A 21385-nucleotide genomic window follows, 5' to 3' on the forward strand; every position below is an offset into this window, starting at 1 on the left:
CATGTTTCGTGTGCTGCTGCGTCTCTATCTGATCACAATCGTCACCTACAGTGCGGCGATCTACCTGATTCCCACGCTGGTGATCCAGGTGTTCGAGCACCGCTATGTGGACTACAACATCGAACAGTCCCGCGGCCTGCAGACTCTCATCGTCAAGCAATACCAGCGGGCGCCGGTGGAGCGCTGGTCCCAGGTCACCGAGCAACTGGGCCGCGACTTCGCGCCGCTCAAGGTCGAACTGCTGCTGCACCAGGACGCCCGTTACACCCCCGAAGAAGAGCAACTGCTGGCCCAAGGCAAGCCGGTGATCCGTCTGGGCGAGTGGGGGTGGATGGCCGAGGTCAGTGCGCCGATCAACCCGCAGTTCGCGGTCAAGCTGACGATCCCGCCGGACCCGTTGGACATGAACCTGCTGTACTGGTCGATGAACGTACTGATCGGTGCCGCGCTGCTGGCCTGCCTGCTGGTATGGCTGCGCCCGCACTGGCGCGACCTGGAGCGCCTGAAAAGCACCGCCACGCAGTTGGGCAAGGGTAATTTTTGCGAACGCACGCGCATTCCGCCGAGTTCCAACATCGGTAGCCTGGCGACGGTGTTCGACACCATGGCCGACGACATCGAACACCTGCTGAATCAGCAGCGTGACTTGCTCAACGCAGTCTCCCACGAACTGCGCACCCCGCTGACGCGCCTGGATTTCGGCCTGGCCCTGGCGCTGTCCGAAGACCTGCCCCAGGCCAGCCGTGAGCGCCTGCAAAGCCTGGTGGCGCATATCCGTGAGCTGGATGAGCTGGTGCTGGAACTGCTGTCCTACAGCCGTCTGCAAAACCCTTCGCAACTGCCGGAGCGGGTCGAGGTGGTGCTCGATGAGTTTATCGACAGCGTGCTGGGCAGCGTCGATGACGAGCTGGAGAACCCCGAGATTGTCATCGACGTGGTGCTCGACTGCAGCGTCGAGCGCTTCAGCCTCGACCCGCGCCTGACCGCCCGTGCCCTGCAAAACCTGCTGCGCAATGCCACGCGCTACTGCGACAAACGCATCCAGGTGGGGGTCAAGGTGTGCCCCAAGGGTTGTGAAATCTGCGTGGACGATGATGGCATCGGTATTCCGCTGGAGCAGCGCGAACGCATCTTCGAGCCGTTCTATCGCCTGGACCGCAGCCGCGACCGCTCCACCGGCGGGTTTGGCCTGGGCCTGGCGATCAGCCGACGTGCCCTCGAAGCCCAGGGCGGCACCTTGACCGCGCAGGCTTCACCGCTCGGCGGCGCACGGTTTCGCGTGTGGTTGCCCAGTGTGACTGATTAGAAAAACCGGGTGGGAAGGCGCACACTGTGCCCCCGCTTTACCCGAGGAGAGATTGGCAATGTCCGGTGTTCACACGTCTGCGCAACAGGGGTTTTCGACCCAGGCCGTCACTTACGCCCAGGGCCGACCGAACTATCCACGGCAACTCACGGGCTGGCTGGCTGACGTACTGCGCATCGACGCGCAGTCGACGGTGATCGACCTGGGCGCCGGCACCGGCAAATTCACGCGCCTGCTGAACGCCCTGGCGCCGAGCCTGATTGCCATCGAGCCCGTGCAGGCGATGGCTGCGCAGTTGGCCAAGCTGTTGCCGGATGTACGCCTGGTCAACGGCACCGCCGAGTCCATTCCCCTGGCGTCCGCCTGCGCCGATGCGCTGGTCTGCGCCCAGTCCTTCCACTGGTTCTCCACCCAGGCCGCGCTCGCGGAAATCCACCGCGTGCTCAAGCCTAACGGGCGTCTGGGCCTGGTGTGGAATGTGCGGGATGAATCGGTGGACTGGGTAGCGGCGATCACCGCGATCATCACGCCTTACGAGGGCGATACACCGCGCTTTCACAGCGGTAAATGGCGCGAGGCGTTCACCGGCGAGTATTTTTCCGCCCCCGAAATGACGTGTTTTCCCTACAACCATGTCGGCAGTCCGCAGGAAGTGATCATGGATCGCGTCCTCTCCGTCAGCTTTATCGCGGCACTGCCCGCCGCTGAAAAAGCCGAGGTCACCGCGCAATTACGCAACCTGATCGCCACTCACCCGGCGCTGAAAGGCCACGATACAGTGGCCTTTCCCTATCAGACCCAGGCCTACGTTTGCCACCGACTGACGTAAAAGGCATAAAGTCAGATCATATTGATATAAGTGGTTATAAGAAAAATCGCTATCCTGCGGCCAGAATTTTATATGGCCGCAGGTAGTTGTAATGGATGTGGGTAACGTTGGTTTCGTAGTTGCTGGCCTGATCGTTGGTTTTATCGTCGGCATGACCGGTGTCGGCGGGGGCTCATTGATGACCCCGATCCTGCTGTGGTTCGGCATTAACCCGGCCACTGCCGTGGGCACCGACTTGTTGTACGCCGCGATCACCAAGTCCGGTGGGGTGCTGGTGCATGGCAAGAACAAGAACATCGACTGGACGATCACCGGCTGGCTCACCCTGGGCAGCGTGCCCGCCGTGCTGCTGACCCTGTGGTTCCTCGCCAGCCTGCACACCGACCCCAGCGCAATGAACGCCGTGATCAAACAGGCCTTAGGTGTGGTGCTGCTGCTGACCGCCCTGGCCATTCTGTTCAAGCATCGCCTGTTGGCCTTCGCCCAGCGCCATGCCGGCGATGATTACCACATGCACCCGCGCAACCTGAACGCGCTGACGGTGGTCACGGGGGCGGTCCTCGGCGCCATGGTGGCACTGACCTCCATCGGCGCCGGTGCCCTCGGTACCGTCGCATTGTTTATCCTTTACCCCTTCCTCGCCACGCGGCGCCTGGTCGGCACCGAGATCGCCCACGCCGTGCCCCTTACGCTGGTGGCGGGCCTGGGCCACGCCGGCATGGGCAATATGGACTGGCACCTGCTGGGCTTTTTGCTGATGGGGTCGCTGCCGGGGATCTACATCGGCAGCCACATGGCCGGCAAAGTCCCGGACGGCGTGCTGCGTCCGTGCCTGGCGATCATGCTGATGACCATCGGCTATAAACTGGCTTTCTAAGGTACGCGGTCGCATATTGCCGCGGCTGCGCGAACTGCAAGCATCAAGCCGGTGGCTTGAACAGCACCACCGCCGCGCGCAGTTTGTTGTTGCCGAACCGGCACATGCGCTCGAACTCCGCGTGGCTGACCGGCAGGTGCTGGCAGTCCAGGGGCTGGCGGTGCTGGCTGTGGTCCACATCCGGGTCGTGCAGGTAGACGAAGTCGTCGTCGCAGTCGGTGACCATCACCCAATGCGGCGACTTGGAGCGGGTCAGGCGATAGCTGCTGATCAGCACCAGCGGCTGCCCGCCGTCGCGCAGTACCCTGGGCAGATCCAGCGCGCCGCCGAGTACTTGTTCGACCGTGCTGGCGGCCAACTCTTCCTCGAAGGCGTCATGCACTAAACGCATGACGTCCTTTTTATGCTGATCGCGCACGCCGTCGAGAAACAACGGCCCACGCACGTTCACCTGCATCCGCACGCGAAAGCCCCGACGCCAGGCGGCCAGCGCCAGCCCCTGGGGGCTGCAGCCGCCATGGCCGGCGGTCATGAACACGGTGGTCGCTTCCCGCCAGATCTGCAGTTCTTCGCGGCGTGCGGCGACGCGTTCCGGCAGCAACGCGCCCATGGCCATCAGCAGGCAGGCGGCGCCACAGGTGAAGTCGGTGGTTTGCTGGTAATACGGCACACGTTGCACGCGCGCGTCCTGGTGCTGGACGATGCGTTTTTCCAGGCGCAGGGCGGGGGCGTGGTCTTCGTAGTAATCGTTGATCAACGCAAAGCGCCGGTAGCCGTTGCGCTCATACAGGGCGAGGGCGCCGGGGTTGTCGGTGCGTACTTCCAGGCGCAGGTACGCACAGTCGTGCTCCACCGCGCAGGCCTCGATGCGGCTCAACAACTGCTTGCCCAGGCCGAGGCCGCGCGCGTGTTCGGCGATGGCAATCGAGTACAGCCGCGCCAGGGAGGTGCCGCGATGAAACAACACCAGCGCATACCCGAGCAATTGCCCGTCCTGTTCGGCCACCAGCAACTCGGCGTGGGCGCGGCTGATCATCCATTGAAAACTGCGTGGCGACAGCCTGTCGGTGGTGAAACAGTGCTGTTCCAGTGCCACCAAAGCCGGCACATCGCAGGGGGTTGCAACGCGAAAGAAAAGAGCCATATGACCGCCGTAAAAGTTACGTAACGAAACGGGACTTCTCTAAAAGATCGTGCTTAATAGAAAAGGTCGAGTTCTCTAAAGCGGATCAAATATTATGTCTGCGGTACAAAGTCATTGGCGTGAAGTATCCGAGCAAAGCGTCGCGGCGACAATAACTTCCAAAGGTTATTTTTCTGCTCCACCCAGAGGTGCAAGTCAAGTAGTGATCATTGTCGAACGCAAGGAAGACTGGGCCTCCTACTTCCCCAGCGAAGACATCGTCACGGCCCAGGAGTACCTCGAACAAACCCGCGAAAGCGAGACCGGCAAGCGCGTGCAGGTGATCAACCTGTGTCGCAGCTACAAGTACCTGGGGCACGGTTACTACTGTTCGCTACTGGCCGAAGCACGCGGGCACAAGGTGATTCCATCGGTGCGCACCATCAGTGAACTGACCAAGAAGTCACTGTATGGGCTGGCCCTGGACGACCTGGATAAAACCCTCGATAAAGCCTTGAGTCATCATCTTTACAGCAATACCGAAGGCTTTACGCTGACGCTTTACTTTGGTCGAACCAATATTGATCCGTTGCAGGAGTTGGCGCGCCAATTGTTTGAAGCGTTCCCGTGTCCGATCTTGTTAGTTGAATTCAAAAAGAATAACGGCTGGCATATCGAAGGGGTCAAGTCCGGCGTATTACACAAACTACGTGATGACCAGGAAGATCAATTCGCCCACGCCCTCGACAACTTCAGCCGCAAGATCTGGCGTCAGCCGCGCTCGCGCCGATTGGCCCGCTATGACCTGGCGATCCTTCACGACCCCCAGGAGCAACTGCCGCCCTCCAACGCCAAGGCCCTGGAAAACTTCGTGCGGGTCGGTAAAGGTTTGGGCATCGATGTGGAACTGATCGAGCGCAAGGACTACGCACGTCTGGCCGAATACGACGCCTTGTTGATCCGCGAGACCACCAGCGTCGACAACCATACCTACCGCTTCGCCAAGAAAGCCGAAAGCGAGGGCCTGGTGGTGATGGACGACCCCGCATCGATCCTGCGCTGTACCAACAAGGTCTACCTCACCGACCTGCTCAACAGCCATCAACTGGGCATGCCGGCCACCGAGATTCTCTACAAGGAGCGACCGGAAGACTTCGAACGGGTCGGCGAGCGCCTCGGCTTTCCCTTGGTGCTGAAAATCCCCGACGGTTGTTTCTCCCGCGGGGTGATTAAGGTCGAAAGCCAGGAGGCCTTGCTCAAGGCCACCGCTGAACTGTTCGAGCATTCGGTGCTGCTGCTGGCCCAGGAGTTTTTCTACACCGAGTACGACTGGCGCATTGGCGTACTCAACCGCAAGCCGATCTTTGCCTGTCAATACTTCATGTCCAAGGGCCATTGGCAGATCTACAACCACAAGGCCATCGGCCAGGACATCAACGGCGAATGCCGCACCCTGGCGGTCCACGAAGCCCCCAAGGCCGTGGTGGAGTTGGCCGTGAAGACTGCCAACCTGATTGGCGACGGCCTCTACGGCGTGGACCTCAAGCAATCGGGCGACAAGGTGGTGGTGATCGAGGTCAACGACAATCCCAACCTGGATGCCGGTATCGAAGATGCCTACTTGCAGGACGACTTGTATGGCCTGGTGCTAGAGGAGTTCGTCCGGCGCCTTGAGTTGAAGCGTCAGGGCCAGGTCTGGTGAGTCGCGATGATCCAGCGCTTTGAATTGATCGATGGAAAGTTGCGCAGCGGGGAAGGCGACGAGGCCCCGATCATGTTGTTCAGCAACCCTGACCATGCCGAGCGCAACTGGCTGCTTGAGCACCACAAACTGGACGAGCATGCCCTGGCCTCGGCGCTCGACCCGGACGAAGTCTCACGCATCGAATTTCACCCCGACAACCTGTTTCTGATCTGGAAGCGCCCGGAAAACTACTCCGGCGGTGGCACCCTGGTGTTTGAAGTGTCGTCCTGCGGCCTGCTGTTTTCACCCGGCCGGCTGTTGGTGATCGCCACCGATGAAACCCCGCTGTCCGGGCTCGGCGCCCGGCGTCCGTTGCACACGCCGCTGGATGTGCTGCTCGATCTGCTGCTCAACAATATTCACCACTACCTCGGCCACCTCAAGGTGATCAAGCTGGTCGCGCGGGAGCTGCAGCAGCAGTTCAACGCGTCCATGAGCAACCATCATCTGATGCAGATGTTCAACCTCAGCGAAAGCCTGATCTATTACATCAACGCGCTGCACAGCAACGGCGCCGTGCTGTCGCGGCTGCGCAACCACGGCGAGAAGGAGCATTTCAGCGCCGAGATTCTCGGCCTGATCGACGACCTGATCATCGAGAACCACCAGTGCTACAAACAGGCCGAGATCTATTCCAACGTGTTCTCCGGGCTGATCGACGCGCGCGGCAACCTGATGAACAACAGCATGAACAACCTGTTGCGCAAGCTGACGTTGATCAACGTGGTGTTTCTGCCGCTCAACCTGATCGCCAGCATCGGCGGTATGTCGGAGTTCAGCATGATGACGGCGGGTACGCCGTGGTGGGTGTCGTACCCGCTGTTTCTGTTAGCGATGGGCCTGGGCGCCGGGTTGATGGTGCTCGGGCTCAAGCGGATAGCAGGCGGCGCGAATGTGATGTGAAGCCCCACGCCTGTGGGCGCTGGCTCAGGAAGCGGGTTGCAGGGTGAGCACCTCGAACCCGTTCGCCGTCACCGCCACGGTATGTTCCCACTGCGCCGACAGGCTGTTGTCCTTGGTCACCACCGTCCAGCCGTCCTTCAGGCTGCGCACCTTGGCGCTGCCCTGGTTCAGCATGGGTTCGATGGTAAACACCATGCCTTCGCGCAGCTCCAGCCCGGTACCGGGGCGGCCGAAGTGCAGGACCTGGGGTTCTTCATGCATCTGCCGGCCGATGCCGTGGCCGCAGTATTCGCGCACCACACTGTAGCCATTGGCCTGTGCGTGGCTCTGGATCGCGTGGCCGACGTCGCCCAGGCGTGCGCCGGGTTTGACCTGGCGGATACCGGCCCACATGGCCTCGAAGGTCATCTCCACCAGGCGACGTGCCTTCGGCGAGACGGCGCCGATCATGTACATCTTGCTGGAGTCGGCGATAAAGCCGCCTTTCTCCAGGGTGATGTCGATATTGATGATGTCGCCGTCCTTGAGGATCTGCGTGGCGCTGGGCATGCCGTGGCACACCACTTCGTTGATCGAGGTGTTGATGGAGAAGGGGTAGTCGTATTGCCCGAGGCTCGCCGGGCGGGCTTTCAACTCGTGGCGGATGAAGGCTTCGACGGCGCTGTCCAGTTCCAGGGTGGAGCGCCCGGCGGCAACAAAGCCGTCGAGCATGCTGAACACCTGGGCCAGCAGGCGCCCGGATTCGCGCATCACGGCGAGTTGTGCGGTGGTTTTGATCATCAGCTGCGCCCCCGGATCAGGTCGGGTTTGTCCAGCAACAGCTTGTTGATCAGCTCGTTGTAGGGCAGGTGCGGATTGAGTTCGGCGAGCAGGCCGATCTTGATCCAGAACTCGGCCTGGGCGTTGATGGAACGGTCCATGGCCGCACTGGCCAGGCGCAGTTGTTCGTGTAATTGGTCGCTGATCTTGACGATGCCCATGTGCTTCACTGTGTTGGATTGATATACGAAGCGTATACGTTTCGTATGTCGCCCGTAAAGCCCCCTCAGCTAAATGGCCCCTGGCCATTGACTTGCCGGGCAGCCGCCGGGTAATTTCGTCACATGACATTTCAAACCTTGTATCGCCAGCCAAGCATTATTACCGCCATTCCTCATTTGGCGGGATAGCGCTCGGCTGCACCCAAACCCGCCCTAGAGGCGGGTTTTGTTTTTCCGTCTCCAGGTGCCCTTACCAAAGCCAGGAGACACCCATGCGCACTTGCCCCGTCCCACAGACCGCTGCCCCGGGACTGCTTGAGCACTACGTAAAAAAAATCCTTGCCGCGCCGGTCTACGACTTGGCCGTGCGCACGCCCTTGCAAGTCGCCCCGGCGCTGTCGCTGTTGCTCGACAACCAGGTGCTGCTCAAGCGCGAGGACCTGCAACCGACCTTTTCCTTCAAGATTCGTGGCGCGTACAACAAGCTGATGCAGCTTAGCGCCGAGCAGAAGGCCTGCGGCGTGATCACCGCGTCGGCGGGCAACCATGCGCAAGGCGTGGCGCTGGCGGCGCGGGAGTTGGGGATCAAGGCGACGATCGTCATGCCCCGCAGCACGCCGGAGTTGAAGGTGCTCGGCGTGCGCTCGCGAGGGGCGCACGCGGTGCTGCACGGTGAGAGCTTTCCGTTTGCCCTGGCCCATGCGTTGCAACTGGCCGAAGCGTCCGGTTGCACCTTTGTCTCGCCGTTCGACGATCCGGACGTGATCGCCGGCCAGGGCACGGTGGGCATGGAAATCCTGCGCCAGCAACCGGGCGCGCTGGACGCGATCTTCGTGCCGGTGGGCGGCGGCGGCCTGATCGCCGGGATCGCCGCCTACGTCAAATACCTGCGGCCCGAGGTGCGTATTGTCGGCGTCGAACCCGAGGGTTCCAGTTGCCTGTTAGCGGCCTTGCGTGCCGGCGAGCGCGTGGTGCTGCCCTGTGTGGACGGGTTTGCCGATGGCACGGCGGTGGCGCAGATCGGCGCCTATGGCTTTGAAATCTGCCGGGATTGGGTGGATGACGTCATCACCGTCAGCAACGACGAACTGTGCAGTGCCATCAAGCTGATCTACGACGATACGCGCTCCATCGTCGAGCCTTCCGGCGCATTGGCCGTGGCGGGCATTCGCAGCTATGTCGCGCAAAACCGTGTGCGCGGGCAGACGCTGGTGGCGATCAACTCGGGGGCGAATATCAACTTTGATAGTTTGCGACATGTTGCTGAAAGAGCGGCAGCGCACAGTGCTGGTTAATACCAAGGCCAGGGTTAAACGTTTAATCGGAGCTGTTCGCCGATGATGGCCGTCGAGTGAATTGAGGTGGGTCCAATTTATACAAGACGGTGTATTGCTTATGAGGAAAAGTTACAACGAGAACGGATTTTGCCGAGTAGGCTGATTGATTGTAAGCGTCTTCCAGGGTTGGCAGGACGCGGCAGGCGAGCGCCTGCAAGACTTATAACAATCGATTGGCAGTCTGGAAAGGAGAGGTTGACCATGCTTTCGGAATTAGAACTTCGCAGTATCATTGAAGGAAGTTTCCTGCCTAAACGGTGTGAATGCACCAAAGCTGAAGATGCCTCGCTGACGATCAAGGTGTATGACGACCTTGATCGTGACCGCGTGCATCTGGAAGTCAAAGGTATCAACGCTGACAGACTCGACAGCAGTCGAGCCATTTGCAACCTGATCACCGGGTTGCGCGAGGACCTCAAGCAATCGCATGGGCCCGCGCTGCAAAAAGCAGCAGGGCGCGCCCTCTATTAAGGCTGTTGGTATCGTCGATGGATGGGCCTGGTCAATACCAGGCCCAATGTTGTTTATGCCCGCTGCAGCCGGTGATCGCGGGTTCATTCCAGTTGTTGACGATACGGCAGGTCCGGGCCGGTCTTGCCGCAGGTGAGCGCGGCGGCACGAATTGCAAAGCCCAGCATCGCGTCGATTTGTGCGCGGGTCAGGTGTTGCAGGCCTTCGACCGAATCCAACTGCTGCTCGGTCAGCCAGGCAATCAGCGCGGCCTGGAAGGTATCCCCGGCGCCCACGGTATCGGCCATCACCACCTTCAGCGCGGGTTGCGACCAGTGGCCGTGCTGGCGGCTGAACACGCTGGCGCCATTGCTGCCACGGGTGAGGAATACCAACTGGCAGCGGTGTTGCAACCAGCCCTCAAGCACGCTTTCCGGCGATTGGTCGGGGTAGAGCAGGTGCAGGTCTTCATCGCTGACCTTGATCAGGTCGGCATGCTTGACCAGTTCGGCCACGCGGTCGCGCCACAGCTGGATATCCGGCTGCGGGTTGAGCCGCACGTTGGGGTCGAGGCTGATCAGGCGCTTGCCGCTTTCGCGCTGGACCAGGGCCAGCAGGGTGTCGCCAATCGGTTGCACCACCAGGGAAAACGAACCCACATGCAGCCCGCGAACCTCATCGCCCAGGGTCGGCAGGTGCGCGCGCGTCAATTGGCGGTCGGCGCAGCCTTCGCCGCGAAAGCTGTATTGCGGCGAGCCATCGGCGCCCACGGCGACCATTGCCAGGGTGGTCGGCGCGGCGAATTCCACCAGGAACTGCGGGTTGACGCCTTCGTCCCTGAGCACCTGCAACAGGCGCTGCCCGAGGAAGTCGGTGGACACGCCGCCAAACAGCGCGGCCTCGATGCCGAGCCGGCGTAAACCGACGGCGACGTTGAACGGTGAGCCACCGGCAATCGCCTTGTAATTGACCTTGGACGCCTGCCCGCTGGGATCTTCCTCACTGAAAAAATCAAACAGCGCTTCACCACACACCAGATACATAGTCGTTCGCTCTTAAAGGGTTGCCACGTGCTGCTGATAGCGCTCGTAGGCGTGTTGATAGGCGCTGACATTGTCGGCCACCGGCAGGGTACGGCTGGCCGGGTCGACGCTCACGCATTTCTCGCACAGGCTGGCCAGGGATTCGCCGGACTGGCTCCACGCGGCCTGGATCGCCGCGCCCAGGGCCGCCGCTTCGCTTTGTTCGGTGCAGATCACTTCGGTGTGCATGATATCGGCAACCATCTGCCGCCACACCGGGCTTTTCGAACCGCCGCCGATCAGGCGGATGCTCTGGCTGTGCAGGCCGGTCTGGCGCAACAGGTCGAGGCCGTAGCGCAAGCCGAAGGTGGTGCCCTCGACCACGGCGCGGCACAGGTTGGCGCGGGTCAGGTTGGTCATGGTCAAGCCGTGCAGGCTGCCGGTGGCGTGGGGCAGGGCGGGCACGCGTTCGCCATTGAGGAACGGCAGCATGCTCACGCCGTCGGCACCGATCGGCGCCTGCTCGACCAGGGCGTTGAAGGCGTTGAGGTCGAGGTCGAACAGCTCGCGAATCACCCCGGTGGCGTTGGTCAGGTTCATCGTACAGATCAATGGCAACCAGCCGCCGCTGGAGGAACAGAAGGTCGCGACCGACGCCTCGGGGCTTACGTTGGGCTGGTCGGAAAAGGCATACACGGTGCCCGATGAACCCAGGCTCATGGTGATCACGCCGGGGGCGATATTGCCGGTGCCGATGGCGCCCATCATGTTGTCGCCGCCGCCGCTGGACACGATGGCGTCGGGGTTGATACCCAGGCGTTCGGCGATGGCCGGCAGGATCGTGCCGACGGCGTGGTCGGCTTCGATCAGCGTCGGCAAGGCGGCTTGCAGGCGGCCACTGGGGTCGATGTGCTGGAGCAGCGCCACGTCCCAGTCACGGCTGCGCACGTTGAAGTAGCCGGTGCCCGAGGCATCGCCGTATTCCGCGACGGCGCGGCCGGTGAGCCAGTAGTTGAGGTAGTCGTGGGGCAGCAGGATATGCGCGATGCGCGCGAACACCTCGGGGTGCTGCTCGCGGGTCCACAGCAGTTTGGACACGGTGTAGCCCGGCGCAATTGCCACGCCGAGACGCTCCAGCGAAGCGCTTTCGCCACCCAGGTACTGCAACAGGCGCTCGTTTTCGGCGGCGGTTTCGGTGTCGCACCACAGCTTGGCCGGGCGCAGCACCTGGCCATGGTCATCGAGCAGTACCAGGCCGTGTTGCTGGCCGGACACGCCGATGCCGAGGATGGCCTGGCCGTCCACACCGGCCTGCTGCAAGGCGCGGTGGGTGGCTTCGGTAAAGGCGTCCAGCCACTCCTGGGTGTGCTGCTCGCGCCGGCCGTTGGCGCCGCTGATCAGTGTGTGTGCCGCGGCGCCCAGGCCCAGCACCTTGCCGCTGGAAGCGTCGAGGACGATGGCTTTGGTGCCTTGGGTGCCGCAGTCGATGCCGAGGAACAGGTTTTGCTGGGTCATGAGGGTTTGCTCAGCATTGTTGTTGGATTGTAAATGCGCTCCAAATGTGGGAGGGGCTTGCCCCCGATGGCGGTGTTTCAGTGTCAATGTTCGTTACTGACCCACCGCCATCGGGGGCAAGCCCCCTCCCACAGGTTTAAGCCGGTTTCTTCAGGAGTTGCTGCAGTGTTTTTGTGACGCCGTTGCTGCGCAGGCTCGCATAGCATCGCTCGAACGCTGCCACAAACTCAGCCGACTTGGGAATAGCCGTGCCGAAAATCTCCTCCACCCCGAGCAGGCGCTGACTGATCCGCGCATCATCACCCACCAGCCCCTGGCAAAACTCGGCGCGCGGGTCCGGAATTTTGTAGGCCACGCCATTCTCATCGACACCCTTGAGGTACAACGCCCAGGCAGCCACCACCAACGCCGCGCGCTCGGTCTCGCGCCCATCGGCAATCAACCGATTGATCGTCGGCACGGTGAACTTGGGAAATTTCGACGAGCCATCGGAACACACGCGCTCCAACTGGTCGGCAATCGCCTGGTTGGAGAAGCGATCGACCAGGGTCTGCTTGTACTGCGTGAGGTCGATGCCGGGCACCGGCGCCAGGTTCGGCGTGACGTCCAGGTCCATGTACGCGCGCATATACGCGACGAACAGCGGGTCATTCATGGTCTCGTGAACGAACCGATACCCCTTGAGAAACCCCAGGTAAGTCAGCGCCAGGTGGCTGCCGTTGAGCAGGCCGATCTTCATTTCTTCATAGGGCGTCACGTCGGCGGTGAACTGCACGCCGACCTTTTCCCAGGCCGGGCGCCCGTTGACGAACTGGTCTTCCAGGACCCACTGCACAAAGGGCTCGCACACCACCGGCCAGGCATCGTCGATAGCGTGCTCATCGTGCAATTGCAGGCGATGCGCGGTACTGGTCATCGGCGTGATGCGGTCGACCATGGCGTTGGGGAACGTCACGTTGGCTTTGATCCAGTCATGCAGTTCGGCGTTGTGCAGGGCGGCGAAGGCCAGCAGTGCCTTGCGCGTGACGGCGCCGTTGTGCGGCAGGTTATCGCAGGACATTACGGTGAACGCCGGAGTGCCGGCGGCGCGGCGCTGGGTCAGCGCGGCGCAGATAAAGCCGAACACGGTTTTCGGCGCCTGCGGGTGCGCCAGGTCGTGCTGGATCTGCGGCAGGTGGGCCATGAATTCGCCGTTGCTGTCGTCGATGCAATAGCCGCCTTCGGTGATGGTCAGCGAGACGATGCGGATCTGCGGGCTGGCCAGTTTGTCGATCAACGCCTGGGCGCCGTCCTCGGCCAGTAGCATGTCGCTGATCGAGCCGATCACGCGCACTTCGGTGTCGTCGCTGTCGCCCAATTCATACAGGGTGAACAGGTAATCCTGGCCGGCCAGGTCGTCGCGGGCCTTGCGGTCCTCGGCGCGCAGGCCGACGCCGCAGATGCTCCAGTCCAGGCCCTCGCCGGTATTCATCAGCGCATCGGTGTAATACGCCTGGTGCGCACGGTGGAAACCGCCGACGCCGATATGGGCGATGCCCTGACGGGTATCGGCAATGGCGTAGGCCGGGATTTTCACTTCCGGCGCCAGTTGGGTGAGGTTCTGTTTATTCAGTTTCATCACAAATCTCGCGAAATCAGGCGGCGGCGCGCAGTGGGCGGGTAACGGCCACGCCGTCGGTGTCGAACAGATGGCAGTGCGCCGGGTCCAGGTGCAGGTGCAGCGTCTCGCCATACTGGCTGGCCATGTCGCCACGAATGCGCAGGGTCAGCGGCTCGCCGTTGGCGGTGATGACGTGGCAGAAGGTATCGCTGCCCAGGCGCTCGCCGACGTCGGCGGTGACGGTCAGGCTTGTCTGGCCCGGTACGGCGAGTTCCAGGTGCTCCGGGCGAATACCCAGGGTCACCGCGCTGCCCACGCTCAGGGTGGCGCCGCTCAGCGGCAGGCTGATCAGCGTACCGGCGTCCAGTTGCACCTCGCAGCCCTGGCCCTCGACCCGCGTGACCTTGCCCTTGAGGAAGCCCATCTTCGGCGTGCCGAGAAAGCCCGCGACAAACAGGTTGGCCGGCTGGTGGTACAGGTCCAGCGGCGAACCGACCTGCTCGATGCGGCCGCTGTTGAGCACCACCACTTTGTCGGCCAGGGTCATCGCTTCGACCTGGTCGTGGGTCACATAGATCATGGTCGCTTGCAGCTCTTTATGCAGGCGCGCCAGTTCCAGGCGCATCTGCACGCGCAGCGCGGCGTCGAGGTTGGACAGCGGCTCATCAAACAGGAAGATCTTCGGGTTACGCACAATCGCTCGGCCGATCGCCACGCGCTGGCGCTGGCCGCCGGACAGTTGCTTGGGCTTGCGCTCCAGCAGCGGGCCCAGTTCGAGGATGCGCGCCGCTTCGCTGACTTTGCTCTCCACCAGCTGCTTGTCGACGCCCGCGAGGTCCAGGGCAAACGACATGTTCTTGCGCACGCTCATGTGCGGGTACAGCGCGTAAGTCTGGAACACCATCGCCAGGTCGCGTTTGGCCGGGGTCACTTCGGTGATGTCGCGGCCATCCAGTTCGATGGTGCCTTCGCTGACTTCTTCCAGGCCGGCGATCAGCCGCAGCAGCGTGGATTTACCGCAGCCCGACGGGCCGACGAAGACCACGAATTCCTTGTCGTTCACTTCCAGGTCGATGCCCTTGATGATGGAAAAGCCTTCGAAGCCTTTTTGCAGATTCTTGATTTTCAGGTTGGCCATGGGATGGGCCTCCGCTTGGAATTTTTATAGGAAAGCCGTTATTTCACGGCGCCGAAGGACAAACCGCGCACCAGCTGTTTCTGGCTGATCCAGCCAAAGATCAGGATCGGCGCGCAGGCCAGGGTCGAGACGGCCGACAATTTGGCCCAGAACAAGCCTTCGGGGCTGGAGTAGGAGGCGATCAGCGCGGTCAGCGGCGCGGCATTCGACGAGGTCAGGTTCAACGACCAGAACGCCTCGTTCCAGCACAGGATCAGCGACAGCAACACCGTGGATGCCAGGCCGCCTTTGGCGATCGGCAGCAGTACGCGGACCATTTCCTGCCACAGGGTGGCGCCGTCCAGGCGGGCCGCTTCGAGGATGTCTTTGGGGATGTCCTTGAAGTAGGTGTAAACCATCCACACCACGATCGGCAGGTTGATCAGGGTGTAGATGATGATCAGCGCGATACGCGTATCCAACAGGCCGAAGCTCTTGGCCAGCAGGTAGATCGGCATCAGCACGCCCACCGGCGGCAGCATCTTGGTCGACAGCATCCACAGCAGCGTGCCCTTGGTGCGTTGGGTCTCGTAGAACGCCATGGAGTAGGCCGCCGGCACCGAGATCAGCAGGCACAAGGCGGTGGCGCTGAACGAAATCAGCACCGAGTTCCACGCGTAGCTGAAGTAGTTGCTGCGCTCGTTGATGTGCAGGTAATTCTCCAGCGTCGGCGTGAAGATGAACTGCGGCGGCGTGGCAAAGGCGTCGATCTCGGTCTTGAAGCTGGTCAGCACCATCCAGAAGATCGGGAAGAAGATCAGAATCGCGATGGCCCAGGCCAGGGTGCCGAGTAACAGGCTTTGCAGGCGGCGGGATTGTTGAAGCGTCATGGCGCGGCCCTCAAGGCTTGTCAGTCAGGTTTTTGCCGATCATCCGCACCAGGATGATCGCCGCGATATTGGCGATGACCACGGCAATCAAGCCGCCGGCCGAGGCCATGCCCACGTCGAACTGCACCAGCGCCTGGTTGTAGATCAGGTAGGCGAGGTTGGTCGAGGCGTAGCCGGGGCCGCCGTTGGTGGTGGTGAAAATTTCGGCGAATACCGAGAGCAGGAAGATGGTTTCGATCATCACCACCACGGCAATCGGGCGCGCCAGGTGGGGCAGGGTCAGGTGCCAGAAAATCGCAATCGCGCCGGCGCCGTCGAGGCGTGCGGCTTCCTTTTGTTCCTGGTCGAGAGACTGCATGGCGGTCATCAGCAGCAGGATGGCGAAGGGCAGCCATTGCCACGAGACAATGATGATGATCGACAGCAGCGGGTAATGCGCCAGCCAGTCCACGGGCTGGGCGCCGAAGAACTTCCACACGGCGGCGAGGATCCCCGACACCGGATGGAAAATCAGGTTCTTCCAGATCAGCGCACCGACGGTGGGCATGATGAAGAACGGCGAGATCAACAACACCCGCACCAGGCCGCGGCCGAAGAACTCACTGGCCTCCAGCAGGGCGCTGATCAACACGCCAAATACCACGCTGATCAACAGCACGCTGCCGACCAGCAACAGGGTATTGGTGGCGCCGGGCAGGAAGCCCGAATCGGTGATGAAATAGGTGAAGTTCTCCAGCCCCACGAACTGGTTTTCGCCGGGGTAGAGCAGGTTGTAGCGGATCAGCGAAAAGTACAGGGTCATGCCCAGCGGCACGATCATCCACAGCAGCAGCAAAGCTACCGAGGGGCTGACGAGAAACCAGCCGGGGTTGGCCAGGCGGCTTTTACGTATTGTATTCATGGTGATCAAGACCGATTAGAGGCAGGTGCGCAAAACTCCTGTAGGAGCGAGCTTGCTCGCGAAGGTATTTCAGGCGCATGTCGGCGTCGGATGTACCTTTTTCGCGAGCAAGCTCGCTCCTACAGAATCGGGGGTTACTTGGGATAACCGGCCCGCTTCATTTCACGCTCGGTGGTGGTCTGCGCGGCGCTCAAGGCTTGATCCACGGTTTGCTGACCGGTCAGCGCACCCGAGAAGAACTTGCCGACCTGGGTACCGATTGCCTGGAACTCTGGAATGGTCACCAGTTGGATACCGATATACGGCACCGGTTTGAGCGTTGGTTTGGTCGGATCGGCGACTTTCAGCGATTCCAGGGTGACCTTGGCGAACGGCGCGGCCTTCATATATTCGTCGCTGTAGGTCGACTTGCGCGTACCCGGCGGGACGTTGGCGATGCCGTCGGTCTTGGCGACCAAAGCGCCGTATTCCTTGGAAGTCGCCCAACTGGTGAACAGCTTGGCAGCGTCCTTGGCCTTGGAACTGGTCGGGATCGCCAGGCTCCAGGAGTACAGCCACGAGGTGCCTTTGTCGGTCTTTTCGTGCGGGGCGAAGGTGAAACCGACATGGTCCGCCACCTTGCTTTGGGTCTTGTCGGTGACGAACGAACCGGCCACGCTGGCGTCGACCCAGATCGCGCACTTGCCGCTGTTGAACAGCGCGAGGTTTTCGTTGAAACCGTTGCTCGACGCACCCGGCGGGCCGGACTTCTTCATATTGTCGACGTAGAAGTTCAGCGCGTCCTTCCATTCAGGGCCATTGAATTCAGGCTGCCATTTCTCGTCGAACCAGCGCGCCCCGTAGCCGTTGGCCAGGGTGGTGATCAGCGCCATGTTTTCACCCCAACCGGCTTTGCCGCGCAGGCACAGGCCGTATTGCTCTTTGGTTTTGTCGGTGAGTTTTGCCGCGTATTCGCCGATCTGCGTCCAGGTTGGGTGCTCGGGCATGCTCAGCCCGGCGTCCTTGAACAGGTCGGTGCGGTAATAGGTGATCGAGCTTTCCGCATAGAACGGCAGGGCGTACAGCGAACCCTTGACGGACAAACCGTCACGCACGGAAGGGAACACATCGTCTAGGTCGTAGGATGCCGGCAGGTCTTTCATCGGTTCCAGCCAGCCCTTGGCGCCCCACAGTGCGGCTTCGTACATGCCGATGGTCAACACATCGAACTGCCCGCCCTGGGTAGCGATGTCGGTGGTCAGGCGTTGGCGCAGGACGTTTTCTTCGAGCACCACCCAATTCAACTTGATGTCCGGGTGCTCGGCCTCGAAGGTCTTCGAGAGCTTTTGCATACGGATCATGTCGCTGTTGTTGACGGTGGCAATGGTCAGGGTTTGCGCGCCAAGGCTGACGGCGCTGAGGGTCATGCAGGCCGTCATGCAAGAACAGGCAAGCAGTGTTTTTGCTGTGAACTTCATCGCGCACTCCTTTTCTGCGCCCAGGGGCTGCAGAAGGACAGTTATTGTTGTTGTGTCTTCCCACGCGGAGTCAGGAAGAGTGTGCGTTGATTACAGCCCTCAAATGGGGGGTGTGACAAATCCTTGGGCGCACTGGGACTGATACTTTTTTGTACTCGCTCACCAAAAGCCGAATCGATTAAGCCAGGTTCTGTTCGGTGAGCCGCTGCACCGCCAGGCGCCGGTAGTGGGAAGGGGTCATGCCTTTAAGTTGCTGGAAGCGGCGATTGAAGTTGGAAATGTTGTTGAACCCCGACTCGAAGCACACATCGGTGACGGCCTTGTCGCCATCGGCCAGCAGTTCGCAGGATTTGCTGATGCGCAGGCGATTGACGAATTCGATAAACGTGCGCCCGGTGGCCTGCTTGAACACCCGCGAGAAATACGTCGGTTTCATCCCCAGGTAGTCGGCCACTTCCTCCAGTGACAATTCCCGCGCGTAATGCGCAAAGATGTAGTCCACCGCCCGGTTGGTGCGGTCGATGCTGTGTTCGTCGGCCAGTTGCGGCGTGGTCACGCCGGAGAGCAGTTGGTAGTCTTCACACGCGCTCAACACTTCCAACAGGATAAAGAAGTGCCCCAGGCGCGCCATGCCCTGAGCGTCCTCGATGCGTTGCATGAGGGTCATGGCCTGGGCGATGGTCTTTTTGCAGCGAAACTCGATGCCGGATTGCGCTCGTTCCAGTAGCGGCGCCAGGGTCTTGAGTTCGGCAAAAATGTGACTGCCGTTCTCCAGCAGCTCATCGGTGAAGTTCACCAGCATGTCGCGCTTGGGCACCACTTCGTCTTCCTCGACCTGGCTGATCCAGTTGTGAGGCAGGTTGGGGCCGGTGAGAAACAGGCTTTCCGGGTAGAAGTTGCCGATGTAGTCGCCGATGAACACCTTGCCGGAACTGGCGACGATCAGGTGCAGCTCGTACTCCTTATGGAAATGCCAGCGCACCAGGGGGCAAGGGAAACCGTGCTGGCGATAGATGATAGACAGACCGTTGTGATCGTCCATCAGCTCGTAGGAAGGGTCGGTGATTCGCGTTGCTCGGGTCATGCTGCCGTCGCTTTATTGTGGTTGCGATTTGAATAATGCCCCGTTGCGTGCGACCCGGCCAGCGTCAAGCGTTTAAAGGTTACGGTTTTTTGCCTCGATCCACTGGGACATGTACTGGGTACTTTTGTGGGCGTGGTGACGCAGCATGCTGCCGGTGAAATTCTCCCGGCGATGCGCGTCGAGGCGGCTGCGACAGTGTTCCAGGCACTCTACCAGTGCGGGGCCGTGGCGGTGCAGGTCATAGCGGCGGGCCAGCAATTGCCGGCCGTGCTCCTGGGCCTGGGTCCAGCGCTCGCGGTCCTGGTACAGCGCCACCGCAGCGGCGGCAAGGGTGGCGGCGCTTTGTTCGATCAGGCCAGGCCATGGCTGCTCGTCGCCCATGGCTTCGGCGCCGACCGGTGTGGTGATATTCGGCGTGCCGCAGAGCATGGCATCCGCCAGCTTGCCCTTGATCCCGGCGCCAAAGCGCAGCGGCGCCAGGCAGATGCGCGCAGCCGTCATCACTTGCAGCGCATCTTCGGCCCAGTTCATTACATGAAAGCCCTGGGCCGGGTTGTGCAGCGCGGTGGCCTTGGGCGGGGTGTAGGCGCCGTAGACATGCAATTGGGCACCCGGCAGTTGCTGGCGGATCAACGGCCAGACACTGTTCTTCATCCACAGCACCGCATCCCAGTTGGGCGCGTGGCGGAAGTTGCCGATGCTGAGGAAGTGCGCGCGCTCGTCAAACGGTGCGAACGCCTCGGTCGGCGGTTCCAGCATCAATGGGCACCAGTGGAGCAGGGCGGCGGGCACCTTGAACTGCTCGGTGAGCAGGCGGATTTCCATGTCGGAGATCATCAGGCTGATGTCGCAGCGATAGATGGCTGCGATCTCGCGCTTGGCCAGGTCGGTGTCGGCCATGCGCTGGAACTCGTCTTCCAGGCCCGGTGCGAACAAGGCGCTGAAGTCATCGTTGTCCGGCTGGGCCTTGAGGTGGTCCTTGAACCGCTGTTGGCGTGCGTCGCGCAGGCTTTGCAGGTCGGAGGTTTCCAGCACCCGCAGGGCAGTGGGGCAGTGCTTCTCGACGCGCCAGCCGAACTGTTCTTCCATCATGAAACGGTCGAACAGCACGATGTCCGGGGCCAGTTCGCGGATAAAGTCATCGAAACTGCTGTTATTGAGTTCGATGGCGCATTCGGCGATTCCCAGTGCCGGTAGGTCGGCTTTGTGTTCGCCAATGGTCGCCGGGCTGCTGAAGGTAATATCCCAACCTTGTGACAGAAAAGTTTCGAGAATCTGCATCATATGCCCGCCTGCAGCCGAGGAACGCGGTTCCGGCCAGACATAACCAATGACCAGGACTTTGGTGGCGGGCTGATTCATCAACAACGGATTCCTTGAGCGGGGACGAAAAACGCGCAATTAAACCACAACCGCCCGCGTGCCCGGCGTGACATGACAATTTGTGTCAGGCGGTAGGTCGTCACGGCACTTTGTGGTTAACTTCCGCCTCTCGAATTCGTTTAATCAAAACCAGCATAAGGATTCCGTTCATGGCTCAAGTCACCCTTCGTGGTAATCCAGTCCAAGTTGAAGGCGAACTGCCGCAAACCGGCTCCAAAGCGCCAGACTTCACCCTGACCGCCGGCGATCTGTCGGACGTGACCCTGGCCACCTTCGCCGGCAAGCGCAAAGTGCTGAACATCTTCCCAAGCGTCGACACCCCGACCTGCGCCACGTCGGTGCGCACGTTCAACGCCCAGGCCAACAATGTGAGCAACACGGTTGTACTGTGCATTTCCTCTGACCTGCCGTTTGCCCAGAAACGTTTTTGCGGCACCGAAGGCCTGGACAACGTGCAGAGCCTGTCGGACTTCCGCAACGCTGATTTCGCCGTTGACTACGGCGTTTCGATTGCCGACGGCCCACTCCGGGCTCTGACCGCCCGTGCCGTCGTCGTGTTGGATGAAAACGACAACGTACTGCACAGCGAATTGGTGCCTGAAATCGGCCAAGAGCCAAACTACGAGGCAGCCCTGGCTGTTTTGAAGTAACTGTTTCGGCGCATTACTGTCGTTTTGCAGTAACACGCGTGGTGCATGATTGCGGCCTGGCCTAGTCCAGGCCGTTTTTATTTGCTGGTCAGATGTTTAGCGAAATAGCCGGCGGACTAAGCTCAACAGTTAAAAGTTGTAAGCCCAAGGTAAATAGCCGGTAAATGCGCTTTTCTTAACGCGCCCCAGTGCTTATCTTTCAGCCTCCCAAAGAAGA

At 61.2% G+C, this 21385-nt stretch carries 19 protein-coding genes and 1 pseudogene; 8 read left to right on the top strand and 12 right to left on the bottom strand.

The features are described from left to right. Position 1 precedes the first annotated feature (1 nt). The 3 genes from J2Y83_RS11760 (at position 2) to J2Y83_RS11770 (ending at position 3012) form a co-directional block, all read left to right on the top strand. Positions 2-1306 carry an ATP-binding protein gene (locus tag J2Y83_RS11760; protein ID WP_253395337.1) on the top strand — a complete coding sequence of 435 codons (1305 nt, stop codon included), beginning with the start codon at positions 2-4 and terminating at the stop codon, positions 1304-1306. 58 nt (positions 1307-1364) lie between these two features. After that, complete coding sequence (locus tag J2Y83_RS11765) at positions 1365-2135, top strand: class I SAM-dependent methyltransferase (protein ID WP_253395339.1); 771 nt, start codon at positions 1365-1367, stop codon at positions 2133-2135. A 91-nt stretch (positions 2136-2226) separates the two neighbouring features. Further along, positions 2227-3012: a sulfite exporter TauE/SafE family protein gene (locus tag J2Y83_RS11770; RefSeq protein WP_017848418.1), complete on the top strand. Its 786-nt coding sequence runs from the start codon at positions 2227-2229 to the stop codon at positions 3010-3012. A gap of 43 nt (positions 3013-3055) precedes the next feature. Here J2Y83_RS11770 and J2Y83_RS11775 read toward each other — a convergent pair whose 3' ends face one another. After that, positions 3056-4156 (bottom strand): peptidase C39 family protein, encoded by a 1101-nt coding sequence (locus J2Y83_RS11775; RefSeq protein ID WP_253395341.1) that lies wholly within the window; start codon positions 4154-4156, stop codon positions 3056-3058. Positions 4157-4250: 94 nt separating this feature from the next. On the opposite strand from J2Y83_RS11775, the gene J2Y83_RS11780 reads away from it, so the two are divergent. Together J2Y83_RS11780 and J2Y83_RS11785 are read left to right on the top strand one after the other, a co-directional pair. Next, positions 4251-5837, top strand: coding sequence for a RimK family protein (locus J2Y83_RS11780; protein WP_247407095.1), 1587 nt, complete (start codon positions 4251-4253; stop codon positions 5835-5837). A 6-nt stretch (positions 5838-5843) separates the two neighbouring features. After that, entirely contained in the window at positions 5844-6782 is a 939-nt protein-coding gene (locus J2Y83_RS11785) for a magnesium transporter CorA family protein (protein WP_253395343.1), read from the top strand. A 24-nt stretch (positions 6783-6806) separates the two neighbouring features. Here J2Y83_RS11785 and map read toward each other — a convergent pair whose 3' ends face one another. Both map and J2Y83_RS11795 read right to left on the bottom strand, forming a co-directional pair. Beyond that, on the bottom strand, positions 6807-7562 hold the full coding sequence (gene map, locus J2Y83_RS11790) for a type I methionyl aminopeptidase (protein WP_253395345.1): 756 nt from the start codon (positions 7560-7562) through the stop codon (positions 6807-6809). Beyond that, the gene (locus J2Y83_RS11795) at positions 7562-7762 is read right to left on the bottom strand and encodes a ParD-like family protein (RefSeq protein ID WP_247407098.1); all 201 of its coding nucleotides are present in this window, start codon (positions 7760-7762) and stop codon (positions 7562-7564) included. The genes map and J2Y83_RS11795 overlap by 1 nt, the downstream gene beginning before the upstream one ends. A gap of 272 nt (positions 7763-8034) precedes the next feature. Here J2Y83_RS11795 and ilvA point away from each other — a divergent pair. Together ilvA and J2Y83_RS11805 are read left to right on the top strand one after the other, a co-directional pair. Beyond that, positions 8035-9036, top strand: a pseudogene (gene ilvA, locus J2Y83_RS11800) (threonine ammonia-lyase, biosynthetic); the annotation flags it as partial. Between the two features lie 264 nt (positions 9037-9300). Continuing rightward, positions 9301-9570, top strand: a complete 270-nt coding sequence (locus tag J2Y83_RS11805; RefSeq protein WP_247408013.1) for a DUF1652 domain-containing protein — start codon at positions 9301-9303, stop codon at positions 9568-9570. 83 nt (positions 9571-9653) lie between these two features. On the opposite strand, the gene J2Y83_RS11810 is transcribed toward J2Y83_RS11805, so the two are convergent. From J2Y83_RS11810 to J2Y83_RS11850, 9 genes are all read right to left on the bottom strand, one after another. Beyond that, positions 9654-10592 carry a carbohydrate kinase family protein gene (locus J2Y83_RS11810; RefSeq protein WP_253395349.1) on the bottom strand — a complete coding sequence of 313 codons (939 nt, stop codon included), beginning with the start codon at positions 10590-10592 and terminating at the stop codon, positions 9654-9656. Between the two features lie 12 nt (positions 10593-10604). After that, positions 10605-12086: a xylulokinase gene (xylB, locus tag J2Y83_RS11815; RefSeq protein WP_253395351.1), complete on the bottom strand. Its 1482-nt coding sequence runs from the start codon at positions 12084-12086 to the stop codon at positions 10605-10607. A gap of 136 nt (positions 12087-12222) precedes the next feature. Next, positions 12223-13704, bottom strand: coding sequence for a mannitol dehydrogenase family protein (locus tag J2Y83_RS11820; protein WP_253395353.1), 1482 nt, complete (start codon positions 13702-13704; stop codon positions 12223-12225). Positions 13705-13720: 16 nt separating this feature from the next. Beyond that, entirely contained in the window at positions 13721-14824 is a 1104-nt protein-coding gene (locus J2Y83_RS11825; protein WP_253395355.1) for an ABC transporter ATP-binding protein, read from the bottom strand. A 38-nt stretch (positions 14825-14862) separates the two neighbouring features. Continuing rightward, positions 14863-15693: a carbohydrate ABC transporter permease gene (locus tag J2Y83_RS11830; RefSeq protein WP_017848429.1), complete on the bottom strand. Its 831-nt coding sequence runs from the start codon at positions 15691-15693 to the stop codon at positions 14863-14865. A gap of 10 nt (positions 15694-15703) precedes the next feature. Continuing rightward, positions 15704-16594, bottom strand: coding sequence for a carbohydrate ABC transporter permease (locus J2Y83_RS11835; RefSeq protein WP_253395358.1), 891 nt, complete (start codon positions 16592-16594; stop codon positions 15704-15706). A 134-nt stretch (positions 16595-16728) separates the two neighbouring features. Then, on the bottom strand, positions 16729-18051 hold the full coding sequence (locus tag J2Y83_RS11840) for an ABC transporter substrate-binding protein (RefSeq protein WP_253395360.1): 1323 nt from the start codon (positions 18049-18051) through the stop codon (positions 16729-16731). Between the two features lie 178 nt (positions 18052-18229). Continuing rightward, complete coding sequence (locus J2Y83_RS11845) at positions 18230-19135, bottom strand: AraC family transcriptional regulator (RefSeq protein WP_253395362.1); 906 nt, start codon at positions 19133-19135, stop codon at positions 18230-18232. 72 nt (positions 19136-19207) lie between these two features. Continuing rightward, positions 19208-20497 (bottom strand): glycosyltransferase, encoded by a 1290-nt coding sequence (locus J2Y83_RS11850; protein WP_253395364.1) that lies wholly within the window; start codon positions 20495-20497, stop codon positions 19208-19210. Between the two features lie 170 nt (positions 20498-20667). Here J2Y83_RS11850 and tpx point away from each other — a divergent pair, with 170 nt between their 5' ends. Then, positions 20668-21168 (top strand): thiol peroxidase, encoded by a 501-nt coding sequence (gene tpx, locus J2Y83_RS11855; protein WP_253395366.1) that lies wholly within the window; start codon positions 20668-20670, stop codon positions 21166-21168. Positions 21169-21385: the final 217 nt, after the last annotated feature.

The sequence above is a fragment of the Pseudomonas marginalis genome, assembly GCF_024169655.1.
Taxonomy (GTDB): domain Bacteria; phylum Pseudomonadota; class Gammaproteobacteria; order Pseudomonadales; family Pseudomonadaceae; genus Aquipseudomonas; species Aquipseudomonas paraveronii.

Coding starts and splice junctions, on each gene's coding strand:
- J2Y83_RS11760 (WP_253395337.1), top strand. CDS start 2: ATGTTTCGTGTGCTGCTGCGTCTCTATCTGATCACAATCGTCACCTAC.
- J2Y83_RS11765 (WP_253395339.1), top strand. CDS start 1,365: ATGTCCGGTGTTCACACGTCTGCGCAACAGGGGTTTTCGACCCAGGCC.
- J2Y83_RS11770 (WP_017848418.1), top strand. CDS start 2,227: ATGGATGTGGGTAACGTTGGTTTCGTAGTTGCTGGCCTGATCGTTGGT.
- J2Y83_RS11775 (WP_253395341.1), bottom strand. CDS start 4,156: ATGGCTCTTTTCTTTCGCGTTGCAACCCCCTGCGATGTGCCGGCTTTG.
- J2Y83_RS11780 (WP_247407095.1), top strand. CDS start 4,251: ATGTCTGCGGTACAAAGTCATTGGCGTGAAGTATCCGAGCAAAGCGTC.
- J2Y83_RS11785 (WP_253395343.1), top strand. CDS start 5,844: ATGATCCAGCGCTTTGAATTGATCGATGGAAAGTTGCGCAGCGGGGAA.
- map (WP_253395345.1), bottom strand. CDS start 7,562: ATGATCAAAACCACCGCACAACTCGCCGTGATGCGCGAATCCGGGCGC.
- J2Y83_RS11795 (WP_247407098.1), bottom strand. CDS start 7,762: ATGGGCATCGTCAAGATCAGCGACCAATTACACGAACAACTGCGCCTG.
- J2Y83_RS11805 (WP_247408013.1), top strand. CDS start 9,301: ATGCTTTCGGAATTAGAACTTCGCAGTATCATTGAAGGAAGTTTCCTG.
- J2Y83_RS11810 (WP_253395349.1), bottom strand. CDS start 10,592: ATGTATCTGGTGTGTGGTGAAGCGCTGTTTGATTTTTTCAGTGAGGAA.
- xylB (WP_253395351.1), bottom strand. CDS start 12,086: ATGACCCAGCAAAACCTGTTCCTCGGCATCGACTGCGGCACCCAAGGC.
- J2Y83_RS11820 (WP_253395353.1), bottom strand. CDS start 13,704: ATGAAACTGAATAAACAGAACCTCACCCAACTGGCGCCGGAAGTGAAA.
- J2Y83_RS11825 (WP_253395355.1), bottom strand. CDS start 14,824: ATGGCCAACCTGAAAATCAAGAATCTGCAAAAAGGCTTCGAAGGCTTT.
- J2Y83_RS11830 (WP_017848429.1), bottom strand. CDS start 15,693: ATGACGCTTCAACAATCCCGCCGCCTGCAAAGCCTGTTACTCGGCACC.
- J2Y83_RS11835 (WP_253395358.1), bottom strand. CDS start 16,594: ATGAATACAATACGTAAAAGCCGCCTGGCCAACCCCGGCTGGTTTCTC.
- J2Y83_RS11840 (WP_253395360.1), bottom strand. CDS start 18,051: ATGAAGTTCACAGCAAAAACACTGCTTGCCTGTTCTTGCATGACGGCC.
- J2Y83_RS11845 (WP_253395362.1), bottom strand. CDS start 19,135: ATGACCCGAGCAACGCGAATCACCGACCCTTCCTACGAGCTGATGGAC.
- J2Y83_RS11850 (WP_253395364.1), bottom strand. CDS start 20,497: ATGAATCAGCCCGCCACCAAAGTCCTGGTCATTGGTTATGTCTGGCCG.
- tpx (WP_253395366.1), top strand. CDS start 20,668: ATGGCTCAAGTCACCCTTCGTGGTAATCCAGTCCAAGTTGAAGGCGAA.